The organism is Ewingella americana, assembly GCF_006438725.1.
In the GTDB taxonomy this organism is placed as follows: Bacteria; Pseudomonadota; Gammaproteobacteria; order Enterobacterales; family Enterobacteriaceae; genus Ewingella; species Ewingella americana_A.
Genome location: NZ_RCZD01000001.1, coordinates 1 through 18,301 on the forward strand (window position 1 = coordinate 1; position 18,301 = coordinate 18,301).

The following is an 18,301-nucleotide window of genomic DNA, read 5'->3' on the forward strand; positions in this document are numbered from 1 at the left end:
CTGGTCTCCTATAATCTGCTGAGAAAGGAAATGGTTGATATAGCAGGGGAGGCTGGAGTCATACCGACGCGAATTAGCTTTGTTGCGGCATTAAATATCCTGGTATCGCAGGTCAGAGTGAGCGGTAAAGGCGCTGCGGGAAACATCCCTAAGCATCTGAAAGGAATGAGGGAAAATGTAAAAGCGTTTATCCTTCCGGAAAAAAGAAAGCACCGACGATACGATCGTACAGTGCTTTACATACCACCTAAATATCCGTTCAGTTTTAAGTCACGTGAGGCTTAAGTGAACGGCATTATTCCGATGGAAGGCTTTTTGGTGGCTCAACCCTGGCCGGGAAAGCGTTATTCAATAAATGCCGCACTGTGAAAATCAATCTCCCACTGTAATACCTGCCCATACAATACCGACAGGCGCTGCCTCTCGGCGGCGGTGAGTTGGGCGGCGCAGCGGTCGAGTTCTGCTTTCAACCAGCTGGCCTGATCAATAAAGGTTTTCTCAGCATGCATCGCCACCCAGGCTTTCACGTCGGGGTCCGCAATGTCTGAGCGACTGACCCGTTCACACCAGTGGTAATACATCCATTCGGCACCGAACATTAGCGTCAGAATCTCGGCATAGCTGCCGGTTTCAGCGGTGCTTAACATGCCCTGACTGAAACGGTAGACCTCAGGCGCACTGTGATGATAGTGCGCCTGATCGATATTGCGCTCGCTCATCACCCGTTCGAAATAGGCAATTTGCTCATTGGCGAGTGCATCCAGCACGCCTATCAGCCAGCGCTGATGGCGGATATTCGGTGCTTTTATCACCGCATGGGAAAAGATGCCGATAGCGGTCGCGACGAAATCCCCTTCGAACACTAAATATTGATTAAACACCCGTGCCGGCAACGTGCCATTTTCAATGCCAGTGACAAAGGGGTGAGTTTGCATCGCCTGCCAGCTTTCGTGATGCTCGGCCAGCAGCTGTTCGGTAAAAACCTGTCCTGTCACAGTGCTACTCCTCGAGCCCGGCCTGGGCTACCGACATGAAATGTTTAACGCGTTCCAGATCAACCTGATTCCACCATACACCGCCAAACTTCAACGTGCTGGCCACAATGACGCCCTGCGTGCGCTGCAAAATGGCACAGATATTGTCTGGCGTGACGCCGGAACCCACCAACAATGGCAGTTCAGTGGCAGAACGGATTTCGTCAATCTCTTCCATGGTGGCGCTGTCGCCGGTGCGCTGACCGGTGGCAATCACCCCATCGGCCAGGAAAAAATCGACGTCGCGGGTCAGTTCGGGAATCGAGCGGTCCGCCACGATGGCGTGGCTGCCGTGTTTGACGTGGCTGTCGGCGAAGACTTTAATGTGCCCGGCACGCAGTTGTGAACGGTAGCGCAGCGCCGTCGCTGCCGCCCCTTCGATAAAACCTTCGTTGGCAATGTAGGCATTGGCCCACTGGTTGACGCGGATAAAGTCCGCCCCACCCGCCAGCGCCGTGGCAAACGCCGGAATGGCCGCGTTGGCCAGTACGTTGATGCCGAGCGGACAACCGAACTCCTGTTTAATTCTGTCGGTGATCACCGACATAAATGCCGCGGTTTCATGACCAATATGTTCAGGTTTAGAAAAAGGAATGTCGCCATGATTTTCAATAATCAGCCCATGAAGCCCCCCGGTTAAATAAGCCTCAGCATCACTCAAGGCCACATCAATTATTTTATTAATTGATTTTCCCTGATAATTCGGCGAGCCGGGAAAAGCTTCACAATGCACTACGCCAATTATTGCTTTAGAACGGGAAAATATCTCTTGAATCGCGCTGGGTTTTCCTGCTGATATAGACGCCATCTTCATTCACCTTTCAGGGGATTAACTATGCGTGTTTTCGTCGTGGGTAATATAAGCGTTGACGAAACGTATGTAATAAATGAAATACCAGAAAAAGGCGCATCCGTTCACGGCCAGAAAATAAATCAGGATCTGGGCGGAAAAGGCGCCAATCAGGCAGTCATACTTTCTCGCTGTGCGGTCAGCACAGTGCTTATTGCCGCCACTGGCAATGATAATCAGGGCCAGTGGTGTCGTCAAAAACTAGCTCAGGAATCATTAACGCTTCTTCCTGATGAATCTTTATATTGCCGCACCGACACCTCACTGATTTTAAATACGGCTGACGGTGATAATTCTATTATTACTACCACCACCGCCGCCGACGCATTATCACTGGCCGACATTAAGCAGGCGCTGTCCACGGCACAATCCGGTGACGTGCTGTTACAGCAGGGGAATTTCTCACTGGAGAAAACCGCTGCCATTTTCACCCACGCCCGTGAACGCGGGTTACTCACCGTGTTCAACCCCTCGCCGGTCAAACAGGCATTCAGCCAGCTCTGGCCGCTGATTGACCTGCTGGTGGTCAACCGTGGCGAAGCTGAGTACTTCAGCGCGACATCGGCTGACCCTGCACAAGCGGCACATCATTTACTGGCCGCCGGGGTATCGAGCGTCGTCATGACTCTCGGTGCCGAAGGCGTTTATCTTGCCACACAGGCGCAACACCTTCAGGTCGATACACCGCGCTGCCATGTGGTGGATACCACCGGCGCCGGAGATACCTTCCTGGCAGTGATGCTGGCCGCCATGCTGCAACGCAATGCCAGTGAGCCTGAGAAACTCGATTTGCAACGTGCCGCTCAGGCCGCGGCAATCACCATTGGCCGCTCGGGTACCTTCAGTGCCTTTCCTTCCGCGACCGAGCTGGATACGCTGCTAAAAAATTAAATATCGGGGCCTGAAAGCGGGTTATGATTTCATAACCCGCTAATAGAAAACGATTATATTGTTATTGTTTGAACAAAGGACGGAAAGTATCGACGTTAGCTTTGGTCACGATCGTGGCCGGAACCTGGATACTTTTATCCACCGTTTTGCCCTCTACCACAATTTTATTCAGCGCCTTGACGGCCTCAACACCCATGTTTTTCGGGTCCTGTTGCAGCACGGCCGCCACGTAGCCCTGATCAATGCCGCTGACGGCTTTTGAGGTCAGATCCCAGCCAAAGACTTTGATGTCTTTCTGACGCCCCTGATTCTCAACCGCCGCAATAGCACCCAGCAGTGCGGGTTCACCGGTGGCGTAAATCGCCGTCATATCCGGGTTACCGGTGATCAGGTTTTCAGCCGCCGTTAGCGCATCATCTTGAATGTTACGGCCATCGACCACGCCCACGATTTTGATGCCAGGGTGCCCCTGCAGCGTATCTTCAAACCCTTTTTGACGCTGGTTTTGAATCGCCGAATTCAGCGCACCGACAATGCCTAACTTGGCTTTATCGCCCATATTTTTCTTTACGTAATTGGTGAAGTAATTACCGAGCAGCGCCCCGCCTTTGAGGTTATCGACCCCAACCTGGGCTTTTTGTGGCCCGGCGGGCAATACGGCATCGATAGCAATCACCGGTATATGTGCCGCTTCGGCTTCTTTAATGGCAGGCAAAATTCCATTGACGTCAATCGCATCAACCATAATGCCTTTCACACCCTGTTGAATATAGGTTTCGATGGCATCATTTTGGGAAACAGGATTATCATTGGCATTAAAAATAACCAATTTCGCACCCGATTTCGCGGCTTCTTCCTCTGCCCCTTTATTCATCAAGTTAAAGAACAAAGCCTGCTGGTTAATTTGCACTAACGCATAGGTTGGTGCTTCAACGGCAAAGGCGGAATAACTAAAAATGCAAAGCCCCAATGACGCAATGATTGCGCAAGCGGATTTTTTTAAATTCAACGCATTATATGCTGGAACGGATTTATTGTTGCTGGTGTTGATAAACATAATGACATCCTCAATATTTGGTGATGGCAATGCAATGCGCCGAACTGAATAAAACGCAGAGGATTTATTCTTCAGCAGAACCTCTGGCACAGTTAAATGACCTGACCATGGGGGAACGTTGGCGGGAGACACACATCAGAATGTCATGTTAAACGAAAAATACCGTTCCAAACGGAGAGTTTTCGGTAAAACGGGTGGTGCGGGTAAACTGCCAATTACAATTAAACGCGGCCCAAAAATTGTCAAGTATAAATTTTATCTGATCCGTGGCATGGTGAGCACCGAGCCAAGAGCCGCCATAATTTGAAGGATAAAGAGTAATGGCCAATTTATCAGACGTCGCTAAACGCGCGGGCCTGTCAAAAGCCACCGTCTCGCGCTATCTCAACAAAAGCATCGTCCTGCCCCAGCCTACCGTGGCGCGTATCGAAGACGCAATTAAGGCGCTGAATTATCGGGCCAATAGCCTGGCCCGCAGGCTGAGTATGGGTGGCAGTGAAACCATTGGTCTGGTCTTACCGGACATCGCCAACCCGTTCTTCGCTGAACTGGCGGACGCCGCGGAAGAGGCGGCCTCAGAGCACAAATACAGCCTGGTGTTATGCGTGACGCGCAACAATCTTGAGAAAGAGTCTCAGTTCATCCGCTGGCTGGATACCCGCCAGGTCGATGGTCTGTTATTCACCACCAACCGGCCGGACAACGGCCAGCTATGCGAGCAGTTGAAAGGCCAGCGCCACGTGGTGTTACTCGATGAAGACGTGCCGGGCAGCACGGTGCCTAAGGTCTTTTCCGACAACGTGCACGGCGGCGCACTGGCGGCCGAACACTTGATCGCGGCGGGGCATCAGCGCATCGCGTTTGTCGGCGGCCCGGACGAACTGATGAGCGTACGCGAACGTCATCAGGGTTTCCGTCAGGCTTTGCTGAACGCCGGCCTGCCTTACGATCCTGACCGGGTGCTGTACGGCGAGTATAGCCGCAACTTTGGTCGTTTAGCCCTGGATACACTGCTGAAACTACCGCAACCACCGACCGCCATCTTCGCCGCCAGTGACTATTTGGCACTTGGCCTGCTCGATGGCCTGCGTCAACGCGGCCTCTCCTCCCCGCAGGCGCTCTCTCTGGTGGGGTTTGATGACGCGATTTATTCCGATTTGATCACTCCACGTCTGTCGACCATTCGTCAGTCAGCCCGTGAACTGGGCCGCGCGGCAGTAGAAACGTTGATCAAATTGTTTAACAACCAGCCAGATATCCCGCCGGTAACACGCATTCCGGTGGAGTGGATCGCCCGTGACTCCGTCGCGCCTCCGGCCAAACACCCATGATCGGCGGGTCGTGTTGCACAAAAAAGGCGCAATTGCGCCTTTTCTGTGCAACGCACTGCGCTGAAAAATGCTGCCGCAGAACAATGTGCCCGGGGTGAAAGCGTGACAACCGCCACAAAAAATTAAATTTTAGCTTTTTGTTCACCTAATTATCACATTGATACATAGCGCATTTAACATACTCGTTGCTTAATATTTGAACCACGTCACTTTCCACCCTGCGATTAACTGGCATACATTCTGCTACATTCACATCGGCGACACAGAGTTCCACATTCAGAATTTTTTGACCATTCCGGGTGCGGGAAAAAACATCGCCGTTATTTTTGCCTTTCGGGTAAACCGGTTTACAAGGAAAGAAAAACCGGGAAAGGCCAGAAAAACGGCGCTGTCAGCAGCGGCAATCGCAGGTTTTCTCGGGTCATTCCGGCGAAAACCTTCGCCCTGCACCCGCCAGCCCCTCACCAGTTGGAGAGCAGTTATGTCCCAAGAGATGTCCAGAAATCTGTCTGGTTCACCCCGGGTGGAAATGGTAAATATCACCAAAACCTACGGCTCGATCCGCTCACTGCGCGGTGTCAATCTGAGCCTGGCACCTGGCGAAGTGCTGGGGCTGGTCGGTGATAACGGTGCAGGGAAATCTACCCTGACCAAAATTCTGGCAGGCGCGGTGGTGCCGACCGGTGGGATCTTGCGCATCGACGGCGAAGAGGTGAACTTTGCCAACCCGTCTGACGCCCGCCGTTGCCATATCGAAATGGTCTATCAGGATCTCTCCCTGTGCGACACGGTCAACGTGGCGGGAAATCTGTTTATGGGCCGCGAGCCGCAAACCCGCGTGCTGGGCATCCCTTTTCTTGATGAGAAAAAGATGCATGAACAGGCCCGCGACATGTTGCAAGGGCTCGGTATTTCCATTCCTGATACCCGGCTGCTGGTGCGCAATCTCTCGGGCGGCCAGCGCCAGGCGATTGCCATTGCCCGCGCCGCTGCCTTCGAGCCGAAGGTGTTGATCATGGATGAACCGACGGCCGCACTGGCCGTGGCCGAGGTGGAAGCGGTGTTGGAACTGATTCGACGCGTCAGCGCTCGTGGTGTCAGCGTGATCCTGATAACCCACCGTCTGCAGGATCTGTTCCTGGTGTGTGACCGCATCATGGTGATGTACGAAGGCACTAACGTGGCAGACCGCCAGATCGCCGATACCAGCCTATCTGACATCGTGAACCTGATCGTTGGCGAGAAATTCGAGGCGCACTCTGCGCGCGGAACGGTACATCACTAGACCCTCGCAGCGCTGCGTTTCTGTCTGGCAACGGGCAGTGGCCGGTTGATGCACATCCCGACTGATAAGGCTTAGCTCATGAGTATCATAAATATGTCCAGTCCCCGACTTATTAAGCAATCGGTTACGCGGCGCATGCTGCACAACCACTCCGGCGTGGTGAGCATCGCGGTATTCTTTATTTTCTGCTGCGCGGTGTTCTCTTTTGCTACCGACAACTTCCTCAGTGGCGCCAACTGGCTGAATATTCTGCGCCAAAGCGCACCATTACTGATTGTCGCCGCGGCCATGACGCTGGTGATCACCACCGGCGGCATTGATTTATCAGTGGGTTCGACATTGGCACTGGTCGGTGCGCTGTCGGCGATTGCGCTGAATAACTGGGGTTTGCCGTGGCCGGTGGTGTTGCTCGGTGGGTTGTTACTGGGCGGGCTGATTGGGGCCATTAACGGTTATTTCATCGCCTATGAGGGTATTCCGGCCTTTATCGTTACGCTGGCAACGCTGGCGGTTATTCGCGGTATCGCCCTGCTCATTACCCAGGGTTACTCCATCCCTATTCCGGCGGACAGCCCGTTCAGCCTGCTTGGCCGCGCCTGGGTACTCGGCTTGCCGTTACCTGCCATTATCGGCGTGCTGGCCCTGTTCTTCGGTCATGTATTGCTTAATCACATGCGCTTTGGCCGCTATGTCACCGCCATCGGGGCCAACGCCGAAGGGGTACGCCGTGCCGGAGTGAACACCAAAAGTATTACGCTGCGCGTGTACGTCATTTGCGGCATGTGTGCAGCACTGGCCGGAATGATCATCACCGCACGTCTGGGCAGTGGTTCTTCCAATCAGGGTGAAGGTTTTGAATTGCAGGTGATTGCCGCCGTGGTGCTCGGCAGTACCAGCCTGTTTGGTGGCTTCGGCACTATCATTGGTACTCTGCTTGGCGCGCTGTCGATTGCGGTGATCCAAAACGGGTTGATCCTGTCGCACATGTCGCCGTTTTATACCCAAATCGCCACCGGGTTGATCATTTTGCTGGCCATCTGGCTTAACACCCGCATCTTTAACCCGGTTCGAAGTACAAAAGGATAGCGCCATGTCATCAGACTCTGCATTTTCAGGTTCCCTGTTCCGGCATGCCGATCCTTTTCCGCTCGGCACACAAAGCGGCTTTGCGATGACCGTTCTCGGGCCACTGGCGGTAGAGAAACTCGGCGTGACCCTGATGCACGAGCATATTCTGCTCGACGCCTCGGGCAAATGGGTGCCGCCGTGTTGTTGCAGTGAAAGGCATATGGCTGAAATGCCAGTAAAAATCGAGAACCTCGGTGAATTACAGCACAACCCTTTAATGAGCCGCGATAACTGCCAGTTATTTGATGCTGATTTAGCAATAGAAGAGTTGATGAAATACCGCGCACTGGGCGGCGAAACAGTGGTGGACCCGACCAATATTGGTATCGGTCGCGATCCTAAAGCCTTGCAGCGCATTTCGCGTCTGACCGGCCTGAACATCATTATGGGCACCGGTTTTTACCTCGAACCGTCCCACCCTGACTACGTCAAAACGCATTCGCTGGAAACGCTGACCGATCAGATTATTTATGACGTCGGTGGTTTCAGCGACAAACCCGAGGTGGTGGCGGGTCTGATTGGCGAAATCGGTGTGTCTGCGGCGTTTACGCCAAATGAAGAGAAATCACTGCGGGCCGCCGGGCGGGCCAGTGCCAGAACCGGCGTACCGATGCAAATCCACCTGCCCGGCTGGGAGCGTTACGGTCATAAGGTGCTGGATATTCTGGAGGAAGAAGGCACCTTGTTGCGCAATGTGGTGCTGTGTCATATGAACCCGAGCTTTGCGGACAAAAATTACCAGCGCACGCTGGCCGGGCGAGGTGCGTATCTGGAGTACGACATGATTGGGATGTCTTACTTTTACGCCGATGAAAACGTCCAGTCGCCGTCTGACGAAGATAACGCCCGCGCTATTTGCGAGCTGATCGATGACGGTTTTATCCAACAGGTATTGCTGTCGCAGGACGTTTTTCTGAAAACCATGCTGACCAAATTTGGCGGTCAGGGTTATGGCTATATCCTCAAACATTTTGTGCCGCGCCTGCGCCGCCACGGTGTGACCGGTGAACAACTGGAAACGCTGCTGATTGGCAACCCAAAACGCGTTTTTGCCATAAAATCGTAACCGTTTAGCCGGGGACTGAGCATGAATGAAGACGTCATTACCCTGACCCGCGCCCTGCTGGGTTTCGATACCCTTAATCCGCCGGGTAACGAAGCGCAATGCCTGCGCTGGCTGGCGGACTTTCTTACTGAAAATAGTTTTGATGTTCAGCTGCATCACTTCGGTGAAAACCGTTACAACCTGCTGGCTTCGCTGCCGGGGTCAACCGCCGGTAAACCGCTGGCCTTCACGGGTCATCTCGACACCGTGCCGCTCGGCAATGCGCCGTGGCAGTGGGATCCGTTCGCTGGTGAAATCGATAACGGCCGGATTTATGGACGTGGCAGCAGCGATATGAAAGCAGCCATTGCCGCCTTTATTGTCGCCTGTATGAACAGTGCGGAAGCTATTGCTGCGGGAAACGGCGTAGTGCTGATTCTCACCGGAGGTGAGGAGACCGGCTGCGACGGTGCGCGGGCGATGATTAACGATCCTTCCATCACATTACCGCAACCCGGTGCGCTGATCGTCGGTGAACCGACGGCCAATTACCCGATAATCGGGCATAAAGGCGCGCTCTGGTTGCGCTGCGAAACACAGGGTAAAACCGCGCACGGCGCGATGCCGGAACTGGGCATTAATGCCATTTATCTGGCGGCAGACGCCATCGGTAAAATCCGCCATTTCGATCCCGGCCCGCCGCATCCGCTGATGAAAAAACCCACCCTGAACGTCGGCACTATCCGCGGCGGTCTGAATATCAACTCGGTGCCGGATCGCGCCAGTTTTGACGTCGACATACGCACCGACCCGACGCTGGTTCATACCCGGCTCAGAGAGCGATTACAGCACCACCTGAGTGACAGTGTCACGATATCTCCATTGGTTGACCTGCCTGCTGTGCTCACCGGGCGTCAACATCCGTGGATCCAAAGTGTCTTCGCACTCTGCGAACCGCTTCACGCCGCCCCTCTCGAAGCCCGGATTGTGCCCTATTTTACCGACGCCGCCCTGCTGATTAATGCGCTCGGCGCACCGCCCTGCATCATCCTCGGGCCGGGAGAACCTTCGATGGCGCATCAGACCGATGAATATTGCGTGGTGGCACGCTTATATGAGGGAGTGGAGCTCTATCAGCAGTTGATACAGGACTATGGGGTAGCGCCCCAAAGCTGCCTTTAAATTCAAATTCAAGATCGTGGGCGTCGGCCCACACCTAAGACCTTGGGCTGCCGCCCAAACCCGCCCAAAAGGAGGCGTAAACGCGCCTCCTCTTGGAACTCCTGCGTTTTTTTATGCGGCTTCAGCAGCTGCGCTGGTCACAATGGCCGTGTTTCAGGTATTTCTGTTATAGCCGCAAACTCCGCCGCTGCGCGGTACTCTCATTTCGGGTTCGGACCAGCTCGAATAAAAACCTCTCGCCGTTTCTCACCGCTCACTCGACGTCGTTTTGAACGCGGCCTCGACATTTTTAAGGACAAACACAGCACAGGTTTTGAAGTTAAAGTCGAAATTGAAGACAAAACAGCTTGTGCCGTATTAACTGCTTCAGCTTCAGCGCAGCCTGCGATGACGGCTGATCTTTACGGCTGAGTAAAATCACCTCAAACGGCAGAGCTTCCACCACGGGCAGAATTTTAAGTTGGTTGATGTAACGCCGCGCAGTAAAAGTATCGACGACGCCAACGCCACCACCGGCCAGCACCAGATCGGCGATCACCGAGTAGGTTTTAATGTGCAGTTGTGAACGTGGCGTCAGGCCGTTTTCGCGTAATACACGGCTGAGCACCTGACCAAGCGGGTCTTGCTGCTGCAACATCAGTAAATCGTTGTCGCACAGCCAGCTCAGCGAAACCGGCCCTTCCTGCGGGCTGTCAGGAGGTAACAGCGCCACCATATCAGCATGGTAGATAGACTCGGAGATCAACTCGGACGAAACCTGCTCGCCGAAAGCCAGCGCGAAATCCATCTTATAATGCAGCAGATCCTGACTCAGCGTGTTGAAGTGACCAGTCACCAGTTCGACACTGCCACCGGGGATCTGACGGCGAAAATCCACCAGCACCGGTGCCATCACGCTGTGGCCCAGTGCATGCGCCGAGCCGATACGCACATGCTGCCCTTCGCCCTGGCGCAGCTGTTCTGCCAGCACGCCGATGGCCTGAATGTGGCTGAACAGCGCCTCAACTTCCGGCATCAGCCGACGCCCTTCTGGCGTGACGATCAATCCCTGCGGGCTGCGCTCAAACAGCGTAAAGCCCAGCTGTTGCTCGGCATGATTGAGCACCCGGCTGACATTCGGCTGCGACACGTTGAGCAAGCGCGCCGCGCCGCTGACGCTGCCCGCCTGTAAGACCGCCTGAAACACTTCGATATGACGTAAACGCATACGCTTAATGACCTTCACAAAATCCGATGTCTGAAAGTAGCAAAAAGCTCAGTCGTTCGCTGATCTATTATTTCTGCGTTGATGCCAGATAAGAGAAGGCGCTCAGTAAGCTGATGACCGGTGCAACGCTGGCACTGGTGTAACTGACGGTGACGGCGTCAAGGCGCTCGACGCCGGGGATCAACATGAAGATATCCGCCAGCACCGGTTTAGTCACCATCAGTTCGAGGGTATACGGCGAGGCGAAACGGTTAGTGATCCCCGGTACGGCTTTGGTGACGGCAAGGGTGGCCTGCTTGCGGATCTGAGCGCGGGCAATCGCCGGGCTGTCAGATTCGGCGGCGTTGGCGGAAATTGCGCGTTTCACACAGACAAACTGTGCATACGGATAGTGCTGGTTGATCCACCTTTCCAGCTGGTCATCACCGGTCACCAGCCATAATGGCACGTTGAGTTCGGCAGCCGCCGCGGCGTAAAGATCACTTTCACCCACCACCTGCCCGTTCAGTTTTACCCGGTAAAACGCCCGTCCATTAATGGTATGCGCCAACACCCCGGATTCACCGGCAGCGGTATGGAAACCCACCAGCATCAGGCCGTCATATTGCTGTTGCGCAATACCTTCAATCATCGATAAAGCCCGGGGTTTGCCCTGGACCAGGCGCGCACGGGGATCGATATTTTCAGCCCGCAGATTTTGCATCGTCGCGTGGCTGTCTGCCACCGTGACAGTGGTTGCGCCACCGGCAAATGCGCCGTCAATCGCGGCATTCACTTCTTGCTCCATTAATGCACGGGCAGCCTCATAGTCCGCATTGCCAGGGCTGCACTGCTCAGGGCGCATCACGCCCGCCACACCTTCGATATCGGCAGAGATAAAGATTTTCATGATGATTTCTCGTTGTAGTGATCCAAAATATCCCGCAAGGAAACGCGGTGATTACCGCGAAATCCGGTAACAGATTCAGCACTGAGCATGGCGTCCTGCACGGCCTGTTCGGTGGCGTCTGCGGCCATCGCCAGCAGCGGCTCAAGAGCCAGATCGGCGGGCAGAATACCGGCGCGTTGGGTAGAAAACGCCAGCGAAATATCCCCGGAACCGTGGCCCCAGTAGCTTCCCAGACGGCCTAACCCGGCACCGGCCCGTTTAGCGATACGTGTAAGCTGACGGCTGTCGAGATACCGGTCACAGGCCATAATAATAATCACCGATCCCGCATCAACCTGCGGTGCCAGCTGCGGCAAGATGTTCTGTACCGCCGCACCGACCCGCACACCATCAAGGGTCAGTTCAGACAGCGTACCAAAATTGGCCAGCACCAGAACGCCAAGCGTGGCATTGAGGCTCTCGCACCAGCGCGACGCGGTGCCAATCCCGCCTTTCAGCCCGAAACAGCTCATTCCGCGCCCGGCCCCCACGCTGCCACGGGCGAAGTCGCAACGGGCGGTATCCAGCGCGGCCAGCACGTGGTTTTCAGTGACCGCCATCGCCTGAATATCATTGAGATAGAAGTCATTGCATTCGAGGATCAGCGGATTGATGGTCGGATCAGGGCGTCCGATGTGCGGAAATTGCTGGCAGCTGCGCTTCACCAGTGCGTTGAAGAGAGTACCGGTGGCGAAGGTGTTGCTGAGCAAAATGGGCGTTTGCAGTTCGCCCAATTCCATTAGCTGAATGAGCCCCATGGGTTTAGCAAAACCGTTAAGTACCGAGACGCCACAGGGCAAAGGCTGGGCATAAAGATTGTCGCCGGGAGGCACAATCGCGGTGACACCCGTCTGCACATCGCCCGCCGCCAGTGTGCTGTGGCCGACGGTGATACCGGCCACATCGCTCAGGCTGTTGCCCGGTCCACAGGGAAAACGCGGATGGAAAATCTGCCGCTTATCAGCCCAACGTTGGCGCAGCGTCTGCAGGCCGGGTGAGGAAAAATCATCAGTTTCTGTTGTCATTTCTTCAGTTTAGGATCCAGCGTGTCGCGCAGGGCGTCACCCAGCAAGTTAAAAGCCAATACCGTGAGGAAGATCGCAAGACCGGGGAACACGCTGACATGCCACTTACCGGCCATCATCATGTTGCGGCTCATCGCCAGAATGTTGCCCCACTCCGGCACGTCCGGCTCAGGGCCGAGGCCGATAAAACTGAGACTGGCCGCCGTCAGGATACTGGTACCGATGCGCATGGTGAAATAGACGATCACGTTCGACAGTGTGCCGGGCAAAATATGACGCAGCAGCACCACGCGGTCAGGCGCACCAACGCAGCGAACCGCTTCAACATAGGGACTTTGTTTGATAAATAACGTGGCGGCACGCACGATGCGCGCAAACACCGGCACACTGAACACCGCCACCGCGATAATCACGTTGTTGAGGCCAGGGCCGAGGATCGCCACCACAGCAATCGCCAGCAGCATACCGGGGAAAGCAAACAGCACGTCCGAACCCCGCATGATCAGCATATCCAGCCATTTGCCGTAATAGCCCGCCAACAGCCCGAGAAACACACCCACCACCATACCGAGCGTGACCGAGAAGACACCGACGTACAGCGAAATGCGCGAACCATAAATGATACGGCTCAGCACGTCGCGGCCCAGATCATCGGTTCCAAACCAGTGCGTGGCCGAAGGGCCAGCGCCGAGCGCCATCCAGTCGGGTGTCATCGGGTCATACGGGGCCAGCCACGGGGCAAAGATGGCGATCAGCACCAACAGCAGGATAAATCCCCCCGCCACCACGGCCATCGGATGGCGGATAAATGCATGAAAAAAATCGTACCAGGGGGAACGGATGTCGTCGTTCTGCGGTGCAAGCGTGACAATTACAGGCTCAGTCATAAGGCCTCCTTAACGCAGACGGATAGCCGGGTTAACCACCGCATAGAGCAGGTCCACCAGCAGGTTAATCAGAATAAATTCGAACACAAACAGCATCACCAGCGCCTGAATCACCGGCTGATCCTGCGTTTTGATCGACTCAATCAGCAGCCAGCCCAGACCCGGCCAACTGAATACGCTCTCAACAATGATCGAGCCGCCGAGCAGGAACCCGAATTGCAGGCCGAGCATGGTAATAATCGGGATCAGCGCATTGCGCATGATGTGTTTCCAGGTCACCCGCTGCGCGCGCAACCCTTTGGCGTTGGCGGTGCGGACATAATCCTCTTGCGCCACGTCGAGAAACGCCGAGCGGGTAAAACGCGCCATCACTGCCGCCACCGATGACCCCAGCGTGATCGCCGGTAAGATAATGTCACTGGGATGGTTAAATCCGCTGACCGAAAACAGCCCGAACGGCATGGCAACGAACTGGATCAACAGTAACCCCAGCCAAAACGGCGGCATGGAAATCCCCCCCACCGCCATACTCATCAGCGTCCAGTCCTGCCATTTCCCGCGCTTTAGCGCCGACACCACGCCGATCACCAATCCCAATACCACTGACCAGGCAAAACCGGCCAGCGCCAGCAATAACGTCGGCATAAAGCCACTTTCAATGACGCTGCTGACCGGCTGACGGGTGCGGTAGGTGGTACCTAAATCGCCATGTACCATGCCGTCGAGCCAGCGCCAGTACTGCGCAGGCAGCGGATCGTTGAGGCCAAGCAGTTGCCGTGCTGACTCCACCGCTTCGATCGGTGCATCCTGTCCGGCGTAAATACGTGCAGGGTCACCCGGCAGTAGCTTGATGAAACCAAAAACCAGCAACGACACCACCAAGAGCACCGGGATCATTTCCAGTAACCGGCGGATAAAATAGGTCAGCATAAATGTGTTTCCCGTACCTTCATGACAGGTGGTGCTGGCTCCCCCCGCGTCTCACGGGAGGAGCCGAACAACCAGAAAATTACTTAAACTCTGCCTGATTGAAGATCAGCGAACCGTCCGCCAACATATACACGCCGGAGAGATCTTTGCTCTTGCCGACCAGATTGTCCGGTACGCCGAGGTAAGCCATCGGCGCATCAGCCCACAGCAGCTTTTGCGCGTCGGCGTAAGCCGCTTTACGTTTGGCAGGGTCAGCCGTTTGCAGGCCCGCCGTAATGGCCTCATCCACCTGCTTGTTACTGTAGTAGGAGACGTTATAGCCGGTTGGGATCCAGGATTCGGTGGCAAACAGCGGACGCAGCGCCCAGTCGGCATCACCGGTTGACGCCGACCACGCGCCGTAATACATCTCGACTTTGGCATCCGCCGGTTTCGGCGTACTCCACAGACGCTGGTTCAGCGAACCGGAGTCCATCGGCACCAGTTTCACCCGTACGCCAATCAGCGACAGTTGCTGTTTGAGGAACTGGCCGCTGCGGATGCGGTCAGTTTTGTTGGAGCTCCAGAGTTCAACATCAAAGCCGTTCTCGTAACCGGCATCTTTCATCAGCGCTTTCGCTTTAGCGATGTTGTAGCTGTAATCCGGTGAAGTCTGCTTCTCATAGAACTGGACGTTTTTTGGCAGCGGTGACGTGGACGGCGAACCCAGACCCGCGAAACCGACTTTCAGCCACAGGTTACGGTCGATGGCGTAGTTAATCGCCTGTCGCACACGCACGTCTGAGAACTCTTTTTTCTGCGTATTGAACGCGATGTAATAAAGGTAGATGCCGGGGTTTTGCGAGATATCCAGTTTCGGATCGCTTTTCACGGTATCGACCAGATCCGATGGCAGCGGATACACGGCATCCACGCCGCCTGATTTGAGTTTTGCCACCTGGGTGGAGTCTTCCGGCGTCGGGTAAAGCGTCACGGAGTCCACTTTTGGCCAGCCTTTTTGCCAGTAGTTATCGTACTTCACCAGCTTGACGTCTTTGCCCTGCTGCCATTCGACAAACTTAAACGGCCCGGTCCCCACCGGGTGCACGCTCAGATCCTGCTCATTCGGATACTGTTTCAGCACCGCCGGGCTGTGCATCACCGCCGAGGGGTGCGCCAGCGTGTTGATCATCGCGCCAAAAGGTTTGTTCAGGGTGATTTTCACCTGATACGGCGTCATCACGTCGACCGATTTGATCATACTGAACAGCGCGTTGCGCTTCAGGTGATTGGCCGGGTTAGCGAGCCGGTCGAGGTTGATTTTCACGGCATCGGCGTTGAACGGCGTGCCGTCCTGGAAGGTCACGTCATGGCGCAGATTGATGGTGAATTCGGTGGCGTCACTGTTACTGGTGTAATCGGTGGCCAGTACCGGCACCACCGCCATTTTGCTGTCGAACTGGAACAGACGTTCGAAAATAGCGCTCTGCACGGAGTAACTCAGGGTGTCCGTGGTGTCGTGCGGGTCAAATCCCGTCATGTCGGCGTACATAGAGATGCGCAGGTCTTTGGCCTGGGCCGTGGCCGAAAAACTGAGCACCAGTGCGGCAGCTACCAGGGTTTTACGTAAAAAAGTCGATTGCATGTACTTCTCCTGTGTGTCCCAAAAATAAGCGTAAATTAGGTCTCTGATACCCAGTGGTGCGGGCTTACCCGCCGATATTTGATTTTATCTATCTGCATTCCCGCCGGGTGAACCGGCGATTTCACTTCCACATCATCAAAATTGCGCGTCGTCCGCCGTGACGGATCCGCCACCGGTACAGAGCTGAGCAAACGACGGGTATAAGGGTGCTGAGGCGAGCTGAAAATCGCCTCGCGTGGACCGATCTCCACAATCTGTCCGAGGTACATCACCGCCACGCGATTAGCGATGCGTTCCACTACCGCCATGTCGTGGGAGATAAATAGCCAGGCCACGCCGGTGTCGCGCTGTAGATCCATCATCAGATTCACCACCTGCGCCTGAATCGACACATCCAGCGCGGACACCGCTTCATCGGCAATGATCACCTGAGGCTGCAAGGCCATCGCGCGGGCAATGGCAATGCGCTGGCGCTGGCCACCGGAGAACTCATGCGGGTAACGCCGCGCATGTGATGGCTCCAGCCCGACACTTTCAAGCAGTTTGTTAACCGTCGGCGTAGCATGGGCCAGCGACTTCGCCAGCCCGTGCAGCAGCAACGGTTCAGCAATGGAAAAACCCACGGTTAGACGCGGATTTAATGACGCGTAGGGATCCTGAAATACCATTTGGATTTGACGGCGTACCGCCTGAAACGGCGGGTCCCGCAACAGGGTTATTTCTTTACCTTCGAGATGAATACTTTCAGATTGGCTGTCGGCAAGGCGCAAAATGGCCCGGCCGGTGGTGGATTTTCCGCAACCGCTCTCACCCACCAGCGCCAGCGTTTCCCCCGGCCAGATGGAGAAGTCGATCTGCTCCACCGCATGCACTTCTTTCGTCACCCGCGACAGCACGCCGGAGCGGATCGGGTAACAGACGCGCAACCCGCGCACATCGAGCAGGGGTGGCACGTCGTAATTGGCGGTGATCTGATCACCGTGATGGGCTAAAACGTGAGCATCATCACCTGCAATCGATTGCTTTTCTGGCGCAGAAAAAACGTTCAACAACGGGAAGCGGCGTGGCCATTTCAGGCCCCGCATATCGCCAAGTTTTGGCACCGCCGCCAGTAAAGCGCGGGTATAAGGATGTTGCGCGTTGGCAAAGATCTCGGTCACATGGCCCTGCTCCACCACGCGGCCCTGATACATCACCACCACGCGGTCGGCAATTTCAGCCACCACGCCCATATCGTGGGTAATGAACATGACCGACATATCGGTGCCCTGCTGCAAGTCACGCAGAATTTGCAAAATGCGGGCCTGCACGGTGACGTCAAGTGCGGTGGTCGGCTCGTCGGCAATCAGCAGCGCGGGGTCACACGACAGCGCCTGAGCAATCATCACCCGCTGACGCATGCCGCCGGACAGTTCGTGCGGATAACACTGTAAAATACGTTCGACATCAGGAATACGCACCTGCCGCAACAGTTCACGGGCCTTGTCGAGCGCGGCTTTTTTACCGCAAATATGGTGATCGAGCAGCGCTTCGGTAAGCTGATCGCCCACCCGCAGCACCGGGTTGAGGGAGGTCATCGGCTCCTGAAAAATCATCGCCATCTCTTGCCCGCGCAGTTTGCGTCGTGCCTCGGCAGAGGCTGCCACCAGCGGGTGACGCTCGCCGTCGCGGGTAAAGAAGTCGATGTTACCGCCGTTAATCCGGGCAGCATCAGGCAACAGGCCCATGATGCTCAGTGAAGTGACCGATTTCCCGGAGCCGCTTTCACCAACCACCGCCACCACTTCACCTTTATTAATAGAAAAGGAAATGCCTTTCAGTGCCTGCGTCTGGCCCTGACGGCCAGAAAAACTGACCGACAGGTTATTCACCTGCAGAATGGGCCGGTGAGGCTTGT

17 protein-coding genes and 1 pseudogene are annotated in these 18,301 nt (G+C 55.3%); 7 read left to right on the forward strand and 11 right to left on the reverse strand.

Annotation, left to right across the window (positions count from 1 at the left end; translation table 11 throughout):
* Positions 1 to 285: pseudogene (locus EAH77_RS00005) on the forward strand (IS4 family transposase); the annotation flags it as partial.
* A 59-nt stretch (positions 286 to 344) separates the two neighbouring features.
* Here the strand turns inward: EAH77_RS00005 and EAH77_RS00010 are convergent.
* Positions 345 to 995 carry a TenA family protein gene (locus tag EAH77_RS00010; RefSeq protein WP_140469766.1) on the reverse strand — a complete coding sequence of 217 codons (651 nt, stop codon included), beginning with the start codon at positions 993 to 995 and terminating at the stop codon, positions 345 to 347.
* 4 nt (positions 996 to 999) lie between these two features.
* Entirely contained in the window at positions 1,000 to 1,842 is an 843-nt protein-coding gene (locus tag EAH77_RS00015; protein ID WP_140469767.1) for a BtpA/SgcQ family protein, read from the reverse strand.
* Between the two features lie 27 nt (positions 1,843 to 1,869).
* Here EAH77_RS00015 and EAH77_RS00020 point away from each other — a divergent pair, with 27 nt between their 5' ends.
* Positions 1,870 to 2,775, forward strand: coding sequence for a ribokinase (locus EAH77_RS00020; RefSeq protein ID WP_140469768.1), 906 nt, complete (start codon positions 1,870 to 1,872; stop codon positions 2,773 to 2,775).
* Positions 2,776 to 2,836: 61 nt separating this feature from the next.
* Here the strand turns inward: EAH77_RS00020 and EAH77_RS00025 are convergent, their stop codons facing one another.
* On the reverse strand, positions 2,837 to 3,757 hold the full coding sequence (locus EAH77_RS00025) for an ABC transporter substrate-binding protein (RefSeq protein WP_431306740.1): 921 nt from the start codon (positions 3,755 to 3,757) through the stop codon (positions 2,837 to 2,839).
* A gap of 395 nt (positions 3,758 to 4,152) precedes the next feature.
* Here EAH77_RS00025 and EAH77_RS00030 point away from each other — a divergent pair, with 395 nt between their 5' ends.
* Positions 4,153 to 5,163 carry a LacI family DNA-binding transcriptional regulator gene (locus EAH77_RS00030; RefSeq protein WP_140469770.1) on the forward strand — a complete coding sequence of 337 codons (1,011 nt, stop codon included), beginning with the start codon at positions 4,153 to 4,155 and terminating at the stop codon, positions 5,161 to 5,163.
* 276 nt (positions 5,164 to 5,439) lie between these two features.
* On the opposite strand, the gene EAH77_RS25065 is transcribed toward EAH77_RS00030, so the two are convergent.
* Positions 5,440 to 5,613: a hypothetical protein gene (locus EAH77_RS25065; RefSeq protein ID WP_161985750.1), complete on the reverse strand. Its 174-nt coding sequence runs from the start codon at positions 5,611 to 5,613 to the stop codon at positions 5,440 to 5,442.
* Positions 5,614 to 5,692: 79 nt separating this feature from the next.
* Between EAH77_RS25065 and EAH77_RS00035 the strand changes: the two genes are divergently transcribed.
* From EAH77_RS00035 to EAH77_RS00050, 4 genes are all read left to right on the forward strand, one after another.
* Entirely contained in the window at positions 5,693 to 6,448 is a 756-nt protein-coding gene (locus EAH77_RS00035; RefSeq protein ID WP_161985761.1) for an ATP-binding cassette domain-containing protein, read from the forward strand.
* A gap of 87 nt (positions 6,449 to 6,535) precedes the next feature.
* Positions 6,536 to 7,534, forward strand: a complete 999-nt coding sequence (locus EAH77_RS00040; protein ID WP_194150469.1) for an ABC transporter permease — start codon at positions 6,536 to 6,538, stop codon at positions 7,532 to 7,534.
* A gap of 4 nt (positions 7,535 to 7,538) precedes the next feature.
* Positions 7,539 to 8,642, forward strand: coding sequence for a phosphotriesterase family protein (locus tag EAH77_RS00045; protein WP_140469772.1), 1,104 nt, complete (start codon positions 7,539 to 7,541; stop codon positions 8,640 to 8,642).
* Positions 8,643 to 8,663: 21 nt separating this feature from the next.
* Complete coding sequence (locus EAH77_RS00050; protein ID WP_140469773.1) at positions 8,664 to 9,803, forward strand: M20 family metallopeptidase; 1,140 nt, start codon at positions 8,664 to 8,666, stop codon at positions 9,801 to 9,803.
* A gap of 319 nt (positions 9,804 to 10,122) precedes the next feature.
* Here EAH77_RS00050 and EAH77_RS00055 read toward each other — a convergent pair whose 3' ends face one another.
* The 7 genes from EAH77_RS00055 to EAH77_RS00085 form a co-directional block, all read right to left on the reverse strand.
* Positions 10,123 to 11,010, reverse strand: coding sequence for a LysR family transcriptional regulator (locus tag EAH77_RS00055; protein WP_140469774.1), 888 nt, complete (start codon positions 11,008 to 11,010; stop codon positions 10,123 to 10,125).
* Positions 11,011 to 11,077: 67 nt separating this feature from the next.
* A complete protein-coding gene (locus EAH77_RS00060; protein WP_140469775.1) occupies positions 11,078 to 11,899 on the reverse strand; it encodes a M55 family metallopeptidase in 822 nt (273 codons plus the stop codon).
* Complete coding sequence (locus EAH77_RS00065) at positions 11,896 to 12,963, reverse strand: P1 family peptidase (RefSeq protein ID WP_140469776.1); 1,068 nt, start codon at positions 12,961 to 12,963, stop codon at positions 11,896 to 11,898. Before EAH77_RS00065 ends, EAH77_RS00060 begins: the two co-directional genes overlap by 4 nt.
* Entirely contained in the window at positions 12,960 to 13,850 is an 891-nt protein-coding gene (locus tag EAH77_RS00070) for an ABC transporter permease subunit (protein WP_140469777.1), read from the reverse strand. The genes EAH77_RS00065 and EAH77_RS00070 overlap by 4 nt, the downstream gene beginning before the upstream one ends.
* 9 nt (positions 13,851 to 13,859) lie before the next feature.
* On the reverse strand, positions 13,860 to 14,780 hold the full coding sequence (locus EAH77_RS00075; protein WP_140469778.1) for an ABC transporter permease subunit: 921 nt from the start codon (positions 14,778 to 14,780) through the stop codon (positions 13,860 to 13,862).
* Between the two features lie 79 nt (positions 14,781 to 14,859).
* The gene (locus EAH77_RS00080; RefSeq protein ID WP_140469779.1) at positions 14,860 to 16,404 is read right to left on the reverse strand and encodes a glutathione ABC transporter substrate-binding protein; all 1,545 of its coding nucleotides are present in this window, start codon (positions 16,402 to 16,404) and stop codon (positions 14,860 to 14,862) included.
* 35 nt (positions 16,405 to 16,439) lie between these two features.
* Positions 16,440 to 18,275: an ABC transporter ATP-binding protein gene (locus EAH77_RS00085; RefSeq protein ID WP_431306741.1), complete on the reverse strand. Its 1,836-nt coding sequence runs from the start codon at positions 18,273 to 18,275 to the stop codon at positions 16,440 to 16,442.
* Positions 18,276 to 18,301 lie beyond the last annotated feature (26 nt).